10 protein-coding genes are annotated in these 11,840 nt (G+C 72.5%); 3 read left to right on the top strand and 7 right to left on the bottom strand.

All coding sequences use genetic code 11. The features are described 5' to 3' along the window. The first annotated feature begins 25 nt into the window (after positions 1-25). A complete protein-coding gene (locus ACGF3A_RS02910) occupies positions 26-709 on the top strand; it encodes a 4'-phosphopantetheinyl transferase family protein (protein ID WP_393725102.1) in 684 nt (227 codons plus the stop codon). Here the strand turns inward: ACGF3A_RS02910 and ACGF3A_RS02905 are convergent. From ACGF3A_RS02905 to ACGF3A_RS02885, 5 genes are all read right to left on the bottom strand, one after another. Next, a complete protein-coding gene (locus ACGF3A_RS02905; protein WP_393725100.1) occupies positions 706-2,052 on the bottom strand; it encodes an NAD(P)/FAD-dependent oxidoreductase in 1,347 nt (448 codons plus the stop codon). The genes ACGF3A_RS02910 and ACGF3A_RS02905 overlap by 4 nt on opposite strands. Positions 2,053-2,057: 5 nt before the next feature. Then, positions 2,058-2,330: an acyl carrier protein gene (locus tag ACGF3A_RS02900; protein ID WP_393725098.1), complete on the bottom strand. Its 273-nt coding sequence runs from the start codon at positions 2,328-2,330 to the stop codon at positions 2,058-2,060. Positions 2,331-2,404: 74 nt separating this feature from the next. Further along, positions 2,405-3,886, bottom strand: a complete 1,482-nt coding sequence (locus tag ACGF3A_RS02895; protein ID WP_393725097.1) for an amino acid adenylation domain-containing protein — start codon at positions 3,884-3,886, stop codon at positions 2,405-2,407. Further along, on the bottom strand, positions 3,883-5,046 hold the full coding sequence (locus ACGF3A_RS02890) for an acyl-CoA dehydrogenase family protein (protein ID WP_393725095.1): 1,164 nt from the start codon (positions 5,044-5,046) through the stop codon (positions 3,883-3,885). Before ACGF3A_RS02890 ends, ACGF3A_RS02895 begins: the two co-directional genes overlap by 4 nt. A 178-nt stretch (positions 5,047-5,224) precedes the next feature. Beyond that, positions 5,225-6,010, bottom strand: coding sequence for a thioesterase II family protein (locus ACGF3A_RS02885; RefSeq protein WP_393725094.1), 786 nt, complete (start codon positions 6,008-6,010; stop codon positions 5,225-5,227). 224 nt (positions 6,011-6,234) lie between these two features. Here ACGF3A_RS02885 and ACGF3A_RS02880 point away from each other — a divergent pair, with 224 nt between their 5' ends. Beyond that, positions 6,235-8,349: an acyl-CoA dehydrogenase family protein gene (locus ACGF3A_RS02880; RefSeq protein ID WP_393725092.1), complete on the top strand. Its 2,115-nt coding sequence runs from the start codon at positions 6,235-6,237 to the stop codon at positions 8,347-8,349. A gap of 143 nt (positions 8,350-8,492) precedes the next feature. On the opposite strand, the gene ACGF3A_RS02875 is transcribed toward ACGF3A_RS02880, so the two are convergent. Continuing rightward, positions 8,493-9,887 (bottom strand): MFS transporter, encoded by a 1,395-nt coding sequence (locus ACGF3A_RS02875; protein ID WP_393727114.1) that lies wholly within the window; start codon positions 9,885-9,887, stop codon positions 8,493-8,495. A gap of 172 nt (positions 9,888-10,059) precedes the next feature. Between ACGF3A_RS02875 and ACGF3A_RS02870 the strand changes: the two genes are divergently transcribed. Further along, positions 10,060-10,758, top strand: a complete 699-nt coding sequence (locus ACGF3A_RS02870; RefSeq protein WP_393725090.1) for a TetR/AcrR family transcriptional regulator C-terminal domain-containing protein — start codon at positions 10,060-10,062, stop codon at positions 10,756-10,758. Positions 10,759-10,807: 49 nt separating this feature from the next. Here ACGF3A_RS02870 and ACGF3A_RS02865 read toward each other — a convergent pair whose 3' ends face one another. Further along, positions 10,808-11,791, bottom strand: coding sequence for an alpha/beta hydrolase (locus tag ACGF3A_RS02865; protein WP_393725088.1), 984 nt, complete (start codon positions 11,789-11,791; stop codon positions 10,808-10,810). Positions 11,792-11,840 lie beyond the last annotated feature (49 nt).

Below are 11,840 nucleotides of genomic sequence, written 5' to 3'. Positions count from 1 at the left end.
GGGGGACTTGGGGGGACTCGGGGACGTGGGAGGTTCCGGTTCCGTCGTCGTCTGGGTGGCGTCGGGCGCGGCGCCGTCGGAGGCGCCGTCCGACCTGGCCCGGCGCGCCCGCCGGTACCGCCACGCCCGGGCCGCCACGCACCGGCTCGGCAGGCGGTTGGTCGCGGCGTACACCTCGTGCCCCCCGGACCGGCAGGTCTGGGAGCGCGACGGCCGGGGGCGCCCGCTCGTCGTCCGCCCCGGCGGTCTCCACGTGAGCCTCAGTCACGCCGGGGCGGCGGTGGCCGCGGCGCTCTCGTGGGACGCGCCGCTCGGCGTCGACGTCGAGCGGCTGCGTCCGCTGGACGATCCCGGCGCCCTGGCCCGCGCGGCCCTGTCCGCCACCGAACAGCGCGCCGTGAAGGCGCTGCCGGAGGCGCTCAGGGACGCGCAGCTCCTCCGCTTCTGGACGCGGAAGGAGGCGGTGGCCAAGGCCCTCGGCACCGGCCTCGCCACGCGGCTCGCCGCCGTCGTCACCACGGTGGACGGCACCGTGGTGTCGCTCCCCGAGGAGTGCGGCGACGCCGCCACGTGGTCACTGGCCGACCTGGCCGCCGGGGACGAGGTGATCGCCTCGGTGGCGGTCCGCGTCCCCGGCGTCAGGGTGGAGACACGGACGTTCACGCTCCCCGCCGACGAGGCGCCCGACCAGGACGAGACGCCCGGCTAGAAGGCCGGTGCGAGGACCGGGGCGCGGAGCGTGCCCAGGTGTGGGTGCCACAGGTGGGAGGGGTCCTCCTCGACGGCCGTCACGGTCTCCCGCATGACGCGCAGCACCTCCGGCTCCGACTCGTCGTAGAGGTCGCCCTGGAGGAGCCGGATGATGTCCAGCCGGTGCTTGGGGTCCGCCACGAACGTGGTGAACAGGATGTTCAGCCGGTAGTAGACCGAGATGAACTCGTACCAGTTGCGGGTGCCGTTGCGGAGCTGCTCCTCGTACCTGGCGAAGCTGCTCCGGGAGAAGTCGCCGGTCTCGGCGGCGGCGACGATGTCGCGGCAGGCCAGCCGCGCGCTGTTGAGCGCGACACTCACGCCGCTGGAGAAGATCGGGTCGACGAAGCGCGCGGCGTCGCCGAGCAGCACGAACCGGTCGCCGCAGATCTCCCGCATCGCGTAGCTGTAGTCGCCCTCGACCTTGAGGGGCGTCACCTGCTCCGTCTTCCGCAGCGCCTCGTACAGGTCCGGGCGGCTCTCCACGAACTCCCAGAAGAACGCGTCCCGGTCCTTGTTGGCCTCGGCGAACCGGTGCTTCTGGGTCACCACCCCGACGCTGGTGACGGTGTCGGTGATGGGGATCTGCCAGACCCAGGTGTCGCTGATCGGCAGGAAGTGGACGTAGATGTAGTCGACCTTCTCCGGGTCGTTCGCGACGGAGGAGCGGTCGAGGCCCTCGAACCAGCCGTGGATGGCGTACTGGTTGAAGACCGGGTCGGCCTCCTTGAGCCCGAGCTGGCGGCCCAGCAGGGTCTGGCGGCCCGAGGCGTCGACGATCATCTTCGCGGTGACGTCCACCGAGGCGGGGCCCATCCGGCAGGTCAGGGTGACCTTCTCCGGGTCGTCGAAGTCCACGGCCATCGCCCGGACCCCCTGGAAGACCTTGGCGCCCAGGCTCTCGGCGTGCTTGAGCAGGATCAGGTCGAACTTGCTGCGGTCGACGTGGAAGGTGTAGTCCCGGTCGACGCCCGGCTGGTCGCGCTCGCTGAACAGGATCTCGGCCGCGCCGAGTTCATGGGTGAGGGTGCTGGCCTGCCCGCCGGTGACGTTACGGGTGTGGGACGAGGTCCAGGCCGCGCCGTACTTGCGGGGGAACCCGGCCGCCTCGACCTTCTCCATCACCCCGGTCTCCAGCAGCACCCGGGTGGTGGCCGGTACCAGCGACTCCCCCACGTGCGGCCGGGGGAAGTTCGCGCCCTCGAAGACGGCCACCGACATGCCGGCCTTGGCGAGGTAGGCGGCGGCGCTGGACCCCGCCGGTCCACCGCCGATGATCACGACGTCGTAATCGACACTCATCGTTCTCAGACACCTTCCGTCGGGACGGCCGTCAGACCGGAGACAAGCTTGCTGATGGACGCGACGTCCCTGAAGTTCGCCGCGTTGATCGAGGCCAGCGGCACGTCGACCCGGAGTTCCTCCCGCAGGAAGTTCAGCAGGAGAGCGCTGTTCATCGAGTTGAGCACCTCCCACTCCAGCAGCGGGGTGACCTCGGTGAGTTCGCCTTTCGGGTCCCCGTCGAGAAAGCTCTCGCGGATGAAGTCCGTGATCCGGGGTGTGACCTCGTCGAGGGTCATCGCACCGTCCCTTCGCTTGGGTGGATGTCCGGTCTGCCGCACGGGCTGCTCGTCCTCACGAGCCGCGCGCGTCCTCATGAACCGCGCGTCGCGGCCGCGTCGGCACGCGCCCGCAGCACCGGACGATCGATCTTGCCGTTGCCGTTCCTGGGCAGCGGGGAGAGCATGCGCACCTCGTCCGCCGCCATGGAGCGGGGCAGGTGCCGGGCGAGGTGCTGGCGCAGGGCCAGGACCGACACCTCGCGCCCTGCGCGGGGGGCCACGAAGGCCACCAGCCGGGTGTCGACTCCTTCACCGACCGCCACGGCGGCGGCCTCCGCGATGTCGCCGTGGTTCTCCAGTACGGCCTCGACCTCGCCGAGTTCGACCCGGTGCCCCCGGATCTTGACCATCTGGTCGCGCCGCCCGAGGTAGTCGAACGAGCCGCCGGGCAGGACCCGGACCAGGTCGCCCGTGCGGTACGGCCCGCGCTGCGGCGGACCGCCCCAGTAGCCGGACATCACCGTGGGCCCCTCCACGAGGAGTTCGCCCTCCTCCCCCGCGGCCGCGGGCGCGCCGTCGTCCCGCACCGCCCAGACCCGGTCGCCGCTGGCCGGGGTCCCGATCGGTACGGGCCGGTCGCGGGCCAGGTCCGCCTTGGTGACCTCGTGGAACGTGCACACGTTGGTCTCGGTCGGCCCGTAGAGGTTCAGCATCCGCGCCGGTGTCCACGCGGCCAGGTCGCGCAGCTGCGCGAGCGGGAAGGGCTCCCCCGCGAACAGCACCGTGTGCAGCGACTCCGGCGCGGGACGGTCGAGGAGCCCGCCGTGCCGCATCATCACCGCGAGAGCCGACGGCACCGAGTACCAGACGCTGATCCGCTCGTGGTGCAGGAACTCGGCCAGCCGCATCGGGGCGAAGGACAGCTCGGGGGGAACGAGGTGCACCGAGGCGCCGGCGCGGAACGCCACGTACAGGTCGAACACCGACAGGTCGAAGGCGAGCGGCGCGTGGTTGGCGAACCGGTCGTCCTCCCCCGGCGCCACCAGGTCGTGGGCCCAGTCGACGAACGCCCGCGCGTTGCCGTGGGTCAGGCACACGCCCTTGGGCACGCCGGTCGACCCCGAGGTGTACAGGAGGTAGGCGAGGTCGTCGGGGCCCGTGGCGGTGTCGACGGGCGGCGACGGCTCGTAGGGGCCCGTCATGTCCGCGTAGCCGACGTCCTCCCCCAGTTCGGCGGCGATCCGGGGGATCCACGAGCCGTCCGTCATGACGACGCGTGCCGCGCAGTCGCGCGCGATGGTCGCGACGCGGGCCACCGGGCTGCCGCCGTCGACGGGCACGTAGGCGGCGCCGAGCCGGAGGACGGCCTGGGTCGCCGCCACCGTCTCCGGGCTCTTGGCCGCCCACAGCACGACCCGGTCACCGCGCCGGACGCCCCGCCGGGCGAGCCGGGCCGCGAGCGCGTCGGCCATGGCGTCGAGTTCGCCGTAGGTGAGGGACCCCGAGGGGCCGGACACGGCGAGCGCCTCGGGGCGGCGCGCCGCGGCGTCGGCGGCGAGCTGGTGCAGCGTCACAGCCCGGCCTCCTTCGCGATGAGTTCCAGCTGGATCTCGGTCGTCCCGGAGAAGACGGTGGAGGGCAGGCTGTCGCGCAGCTGCTCCTCGATCCCGGACCCGGCCAGGTACCCGGTCGAGCCGAACAGCTGCATGGCGTCGAGGCTGTTGGCGACCGAGGCCTCGGACACCGCGGTCTTGGCCATGGCGATCGCGCTCACGTCCGCGCTGCCCTGGTCGAGCAGCCAGCAGGCGCGGTAGAGCAGCAGCCGCGCGCTCTCCAGCCGCTGCCGCATCCGGGCCACCCGGTGCGAGACCGCCTGGAAGGCGGAGAGCTTCCGCCCGAACTGCCGTCTCTCGGTGGTACGGGCCACGCACGAGGCGAGCTGCCGCTCCATCAGCCCCAGGTAGGCGGCGAACAGGCAGCCCCGCTCCCACGCCATGGAGTGCTGGAAGACCGCCGCGCCACCGCCCTCGGCCCCGAGCCGGTAGCGGTCCGGGACGACGCAGTCCTCGAACGTCACCCGCGCCGCGAGGCAGGAGTTCAGGCCCACCTTCGGCAGCGGCGGGCCGACATGGACGCCGTCGAGGTCGCGCGGCACCACGAACGCCGAGACGCCCAGGAAGCCCGCGGCCGGGTCCGTGACCGCGTAGGTCACGAACACGTCGGCGATCGGCGCGTTGCTGACGAAGGACTTCTCGCCCCGCAGCACGTACCCGCCGTCCATGCCGTCCGCACCGTCCGCACCGTCCGCGCGGGTGGCGGTGGTCCTGATCCGTCCGACGTCCGAGCCCGCCTCGTCCTCGGTCATGGCGTTGCCCGCGATCAGATCGCCCGCCGCCATGCCCGCCAGCAGCTCCGCCGCGCCGTCGGCGCCGAACTCCCGGACGGGCACGGCGCACGACAGCAGGTGCGCCGCGATGCCGAACACCAGCCCCATGTCGGAGCAGGACCGGCTGAACGCCTCCAGGGCGAGCGCCGTGTCCAGCGCGCCCAGCCCGGCACCGCCGTGCTCCTCGGGCAGACAGAGTCCCGTCAGGCCGATGTTCGCCGCGTCCTTCCACGCCAGCCGCACCGACTCGGGGTCGGTGGGCCTGGGGGTTTCGGCGAACCGCTCGGCCACAGCCGCACTGATACTGTCGCAGCATTCACGTTGAATCGGTGACAGCTCGAAGTCCATCAGAAATTATCCGGTACGTGATCGACCGTTCTCAATTCATCCCCCGTACTGATGGTTCTGCTCAGCAAATACGGATGCCGCAGTAATCAGTGAGTGCTACTCCGGCATTCGCCAACGCTATGTTCCAGCCGACCTCTGCCCCAACCCTTACCGCACCCTTATGACGGGAGTGGGGTGGCTAGGGGTGCGGTAGGGGTTTCCGTCCGGGGGCGGCCGTCGTAAGCGCGGACGAGACCACGTCCAGCACACCGCTCCGGTGGTCGTCCAGGTAGAAGTGGCCGCCCGGGTAGGTGTGCAGGCCGAACGTGCCGCGCGTGTGCCGGGACCAGGCCCGCACGTCCTCCACGGCGGCCTTCGGGTCGCTCTCCCCCGCCAGCGCCGTCACGTCGTACGGCAGGGGCTCCCAGGAGCCGAACCGGTAGGTCTCCACGGCCTCGTAGTCGGCACGGACCGTCGGCAGGACGAAGTCCAGGATCGTGTCGTCCTCCAGCACGCGCGGGTCCGTGCCCCCCAGCGCGCGCATCTCGGCGACGAAGGCCGACCGGCCGGCCCGGTGCAGCTCCTCGTGCCGGACACAGGACGGGGCCCGGCGCCCGGAGACGAACAGGTGCGCAGGTCCGGCCGGTCCTGCACCCTCCTCGCGGGCGATCCGGCAGGCCACCTCGAACGCGACAACCGCTCCCATGCTGTGGCCGAAGAAGGCGTAGGGCCGGTTCAGCCGCGGCCGGATCGCCGCGTGGATCCGGTCGGCCAGCGCGGGCACGCTGCGCACGCAGGGCTCACCGACGCGGTCCTGACGGCCCGGGTACTGCAGGACCTGCAGCTCGATTCCGTCCGGCAGCCGTCCGGCCCACGGATAGAAATAGCTCGCGGCACCGCCCGCGTGCGGGAAGCAGAACAGGCGGACGCCTTCCGGAACTCGGCGGTAAACGCGAAACCACTTCTCGCTGTCGGTCTCTCCCACTGCCCGTCACCTTTCAGAGCTCAGCTTTCAGAGCACAGCCCGAAACAGCCGTTTTCGCAGTCGCGCCCGATGCTATCCCGCACCCCGGTACGGCATACCCCTAACCAGCCCCTATTCTCCGGGACCCGCGTCGCCAGAGACGGCGTGTTTTCTTACGCTCACACCCAACCGCTCACACACGACGCAGTGGCGGCGGACACCGCGGCCGGGACGGGGAATTGCACATGCTCAGCTCGGACGGCATCACTGAACTGCTGGAGAGGCAATGGAACTTTCCGGACCAGGCCGACGAGGCGGCCCTCGGCCGCCTGTGGCGACTCGCGGCGTCCCAGGGCCTGCTGGGCGCCGCCACGGGTCTTGACTCCGCCGTCGCCCGGGTGCGCGCGACCGGAGCCGCCGCGTGCCCGCTGCCCGTCATGGACAGCTTCGTCGCCTCGGAGCTGCTGACGGGGGCCGCACCGGCGGCCGGGGACCTCGCCGCGGGCATCGCGTCCGGCGAGGTCCGGACCCTGGTGGCCGCGGCGGACCCGCGGGCCGCGGCGCTCCCGTTCATGGACTCCGGAGGGGCCGCCTCCCATGTGCTGCTCCTGCCGCCGGGCGGCGGCTCCGCGACCGTACGTCCGGTGGAGTTCGCCGTCCCGCGGCCCGGGCTGGCCTCGCCCTCCTGGACGCGGCTCCATCTGGGCGCGGCGGAGGCCGTCGTCGAGGTCTCCGCCGAGCAGGCCGACCGGGCGCGGTCCCTGCTGCGGCTGGGCCTGGCGGCACGGGCGATGGCCGCCGCGCGGCACAGCCACGACCGGTCGGTCGCCCACGCGAAGACGCGCCGTCAGTTCGGCCGGCCCGTCGGCGGCTTCGGCGCCGTCCAACAGCGCACGGCGGCCCGCGAGATCGAGCTCACCGCGGGCGAACTCCTCCTCCGGGAGGCCGTACGCGGGCACCGGGACGGCGCGCGCGACCGGCTCCTCGCCACGGAGATGGCGGTCTCCCACGCCGCCGAATGCGCGCCGCGCGCCCAGGTCAGCGCCCACCACACGCTCGGCGCCGGCGGGTACTTCGAGGGCCACGAGGCGTCCTGGCTCTTCCGCCGTGTGCACGCCGACGTCGCGCTCCTGCCGTCCTGCCCGCCGCCCGGCGGGTCCGTCGCCGACCTCCTGGCCGGGTCCGCCGAGGGCCTGCCCGCCGCCGCCAGGCCGGAAGCCGCGGCCGTACGCGAGCGGCTCGGCGACTTCTGCGCCCGGCACCGCACCGGCCGACGGCAGTTCGACAAGGGCGACGACCCCACGGCGGTGGCGGAGGCGGCCGCCCAGGGCTGGTTCGGCATGGCCTTCCCCGCCGCGGACGGCGGCCGGGACGCCACGCCCACCGAACAGCTCGCCCTGCACGAGGAGATCGCCTACCACCAGGTGCAGACCGCCAACGCGCTCGCGGCCGCCTCGGTGGTCGGCGGTCCCGTCGTCAGGCACGGCACGGCCGCGCAGAAGGAGACGTACCTGCCCCGCCTCCGGGACGGCAGGCTGACCTTCTGCCTGGGCTACAGCGAGCCCGGGGCGGGCTCCGACCTGGCGTCGCTGACGACGGCCGCGGTCCGTGACGGCGAGGACTGGGTGATCGACGGGACGAAGTCCTGGATCGGCAACGCCCACACGGCGGAGTACATCTGGCTCGCCGTGCGCACGGACCCGGACGCGAAGCTGCCCGTCGCGGGGATCAGCATGTTCATGGTCCCGATGGCGACACCGGGGATCAGGACGGAACCGCACCAGGCGCTGTCCGGGCAGACCTGCTGCACGGTGACGTTCGAGGGCGTACGGGTCCCCGACTCGGCGCGCATCGGCCCGGTCGACCGCGGCTGGGAGGTCATCACGGACACCCTCGGCGGTGAACGGCTGCTCCTCGCCGGTGAGGTGGCCGGACAGTGCCGTCGGCAGTTCGACGAGCTGCTCGCGGCCGTCCGCGCCGATCCGGACGGCCTGGCCGGTCCCGCCGGTCCCGACGGGTCCGCGGGGCCGGACCGGCGGGCCGGGCTGAGCCGCATGGCGGTCCAGGTCCGCGCCGTGACCCTGCTGCTCGCCCACGCGGCGGAGACGGCGGAGGCCCGCCCCGGGCACCGGGCGCGTCTCGTCTCGGCCATGGCCGGTGTGCTGGCCGCCGAGACCGTGGAGCGGATCAGCCTCGAAGCGCTGCGGCTCCTCGGCCCCGGGGCGGCCCTCGGCACACCGGACGCGCCCGGCGCCGGTCTGTTCGAGCAGGGCCTGCGGCTCTCCGTCCTCGCCTTCCTCGGCGGTGGCACCAACGACGTGCAGCGCGGCCTGATCGCCCGCGGTCTCGGCCTCAGCTGAGGGTACGGGCAGCGCCCGTTCGCCCACATGAAAGCCCGTCCGCCGGGTCGGCCCCTTGACGGGGGATGGGCCGACCCGGCGGACGGGGGCATGCGACCGGGTGTGCCGTGCCCGGCCGACGGGTCACGGCACCCGGACTCCGGTCAACTCTCCGTGGCCACGGGCTCGTCCACCGACTCCGCGGGCTGCTCCTGCTGGGCCGCCCCCTTCATCGCGGGCAGCGCCAGGGCGCCCAGCGCGGCGACGAGCATGATCCCGGCGTTCACGAGGAAGGCGGCGCGGTAGCCGTCGACCAGCGCGTCGAGGCGCCCGCTGTCCGGGCCCGCGTTCGAGGTCACCCGCGACGCGATGCTCACGAGCACGGCGAGGCCGACGGCTCCGCCGAGCATCCGGGAGGTGTTGAACAGCCCCGAGGCGGCACCGGCGTTCTCGGGTGCCACGCCCGTGGTGCCGCTGAGCGTGACCGCGAGCAGCATGATGCTGACGCCGAATCCCCCGATCACGTTCGGGAGGAGGATGTGCGTCACGTACGCGGAGTGGGTGGGGATGGTGGCCAGCCAGGCGATGCCCACGGTGGCGATGAGACCGCCGGCCAGCAGCATGTTCCTGGGGCCGACGACGGGCACGAACTGCCGTGCGACGAGGCCGCCGAAGATGAAGATGACGGTGACCGGCAGCATGGCCATGCCGGTGCGCAGCGCGCTGTACCCGAGGACCTGCTGGCAGTACAGCGAGACGAAGAAGAAGAGCGCCGTGAGCGTCACGCCCAGGCAGAACATGATGAGGTTCGCGGCCCGCAGGGTGCCCAGCCGCAGCAGGGCGGGCGGGATGAGCGGGTGGGAGCTCTTGGCCTCGACCACGAGGAAGGCGGCGATGAGGACCGCGGCCACGAGCAGCGTGACCACCACGTTCGCGGAGCCCCAGCCCTTCTCGGAGGCCGTCGAGAGGCCGTAGGTGAGCGCCCCGACCCCGACGGTGACGGTGAGCGCGCCGGGAAGGTCGAGCCGGACGCGCTCGGCCCGGGGGACCCGGAGGAGGAACAGCACGCCCCCGACCAGCAGCGCGAGGCCCGGCGGGATGTTGACGAACAGCACCCATCGCCAGCTGAGTTCGGCGGTGAGCACACCGCCCAGGACCACGCCGACGAGCCCCGCGATGCCGCCCATCATGCTCCACAGCGCGAGGGCGCGTGCCCGCTCGCGGCCCTCGCCGCGGCTGGCGGTGATGAGGCTGAGGCTGGTCGGGCTCATCGCCGCGGCACCGATGCCCTGCGCTATCCGGGCCACGATGAGCACCATCGGATGGGTGGCCAGGCCTCCGGCGGCACTCGCGAGAGTAAAAACACTCACTCCGAACAGGAACACCCATTTATGACCTAAGAGGTCCCCTGCTCTGGCCGCCAATAGGAGCAGACCGCCCAAGGTGATCAAATACCCACTCACGACCCACTGCTGCTGGTCGGGCGACAAATCCAGCCCGGATTTCATGTCCGGCAGAGCGACCGTGACAATGGTGGAGTCGAGCACAACCATGAACATTGCCAGGCACGACATTGCCACCACGGCACCGAATGGCAGGCCGGGCCTGATAATTGAAGGAGTCGACTCGCCTCGCGCCTCAGACATGGAGCCTCCTCGTTGGTGGCCGATCGCGAGTGAACAACGTTCACCATAGGATATCTTCCTGCAGATGCCAGTCAAGGGAGAGTCAGTGTCACTTCACCAGTCCACCGTCGTAGAGGCAGCGCTTCGCTTTCTCGATTCCGAGGGTCTCGACCAGCTCACGATGCGGAGGCTGGGCGCCGCGCTCAACGTCCACGGGGGTGCTCTCTACCGGCACTTCCCCAACAAGGAGACGCTGCTGGACGCCGTAGCGGACAAGATCGTCGAGGACATGGGCGCCCCGCTGCCGGAGGTCCCCTGGCCCGACCAGGTCCAGCTGCTCGCCGAGCGGCTCCGCGCCGCCCTGCTCCGCCACCGCGACGGCGCCCGGGTGGTGGCGGGCACCTTCGCGCCCGGCGCCAACACCATCATCGGCTCGGACCTGACCATCCAGGTGCTGTGCCGCGCCGGGTTTCCCCCCGCCCAGGCGGGCTGGGTCACCTTCTCCCTCTTCTACTACGTCCTCGGCCACGCGATTGAGGAGCAGGCCCAGTTGCGGCTGCCGACCGACGACGACTGGCGGGACCGCACCGAGCGGCTCGACGTCCAGGTGTCGCCGCAGTACGAGGTGGCGCTCGACTCGCTCTCGGGCACCGACCCGGGCGAGCGCTTCGCGTACGGGCTGCAGATCTTCGTCACCGGGCTGCGCCACATCCAGAAGCCGCCCGCCGCGGAGGCGGACACCTCCGGCACCGGCACCTCCGGCACCGAGCCGCTGGAGAGCCCGCGTCAAGAACAGGGCCGGTGACGGGTTCGGCCGGGCCCGAACCCGTCAACCCGTCACCGGACACCGGCCGTCACTCCGCGCGGTCCGCGCCGGACACCACCTCCAGCCCGTCGCCGCCGGGAGCAGCGCCCGCGAGCCGTACGAGCAGCGCGTCCAGCTCTCCCACGACCCGCCGGGCGCAGGCCGCGGCGGCGGGCACGCTGCCCTGCATCAGGAAGTAGCCGTGGACCATCCCGTCCCCGGGCACGTGACGGACCTCGACGCCCGCGGCACGCATCCGCGCCGCCAGCTCCACGCCCTCGTCGTGCAGCGGATCGTATTCGGCGGTGGCGACGACGGCGGGCGGCAGGCCCCGCAGGTCCGCGTTGAGCAGATCGACGGCGGGATCGGTCCGCCGCAGCGGATCGGGCACGTACTGCGCGTAGTTCCAGGCCATGTCCTCGACGCTGAGCAGGTATCCGCTGGCGTTCCCGCCCGCCGAGGCGAGGCTCAGCCCCGGGTCCACCGGCGGGTAGACCAGCAGCAGCGCGGCCACGTCGAGGTCGCGCGCCCCGAGGACGGCGCCGAGGGCCAGGCTGGCGCCCGCGCTGTCGCCCGCGAGCACATGCGTCCTGCCGGGGAAGGTCCGCGCTGTCCACCGGGCGGCGGCCGTCGCGTCGCGCAGGGGCGTGGGGTAGGGGAACTCCGGCGCCAGCCGGTAGTCGGCGGCGACGACGACCGCGTCCAGCGACGCCGCCAGCACCTGGCAGACCATGTCGTGGCTGTCGAGGTCCCCCAGGACCCATCCCCCGCCGTGCAGATAGGTGATCACCCGCTGTCCTGCCGTGCCCGGGGTGTGGACCCGCACGCGGAGCGCTGCCCCGTCCGGTCCCTCGATCAGCCGGTCCTCGGAGGAGACGTCCTGACCGGGGCCGTCCGCGGCCCCGGGCGGGCGGCCCGCCGTCGCCCGGTAGCGCTCGCGGGCCTGCTCGATGGGCAGTTCGCGGTCCGGGACCGGCGGACCGTCGGCACTCTGCCAGGCGATCAGGTGCCGGAGTATGCGGTCCAGTGGCATCGCGGCTCTCCTACAGCTTCGGTGGACAGGCCCGTGCGTGGCGTGTTCC

Origin of the sequence: Streptomyces sp. NPDC048172, assembly GCF_043202595.1 — a bacterium.
Classification (GTDB): domain Bacteria; phylum Actinomycetota; class Actinomycetes; order Streptomycetales; family Streptomycetaceae; genus Streptomyces.
This window is presented reverse-complemented; position numbering and strand designations above follow the sequence as displayed.

Excerpts from the sequence above, each read along its gene's own strand:
- ACGF3A_RS02905 (WP_393725100.1), bottom strand. The coding sequence starts at position 2,052 with ATGAGTGTCGATTACGACGTCGTGATCATCGGCGGTGGACCGGCGGGG.
- ACGF3A_RS02865 (WP_393725088.1), bottom strand. The coding sequence starts at position 11,791 with ATGCCACTGGACCGCATACTCCGGCACCTGATCGCCTGGCAGAGTGCC.
- ACGF3A_RS02875 (WP_393727114.1), bottom strand. The coding sequence starts at position 9,887 with ATGTTCATGGTTGTGCTCGACTCCACCATTGTCACGGTCGCTCTGCCG.
- ACGF3A_RS02890 (WP_393725095.1), bottom strand. The coding sequence starts at position 5,046 with ATGGACTTCGAGCTGTCACCGATTCAACGTGAATGCTGCGACAGTATC.
- ACGF3A_RS02900 (WP_393725098.1), bottom strand. The coding sequence starts at position 2,330 with ATGACCCTCGACGAGGTCACACCCCGGATCACGGACTTCATCCGCGAG.
- ACGF3A_RS02880 (WP_393725092.1), top strand. The coding sequence starts at position 6,235 with ATGCTCAGCTCGGACGGCATCACTGAACTGCTGGAGAGGCAATGGAAC.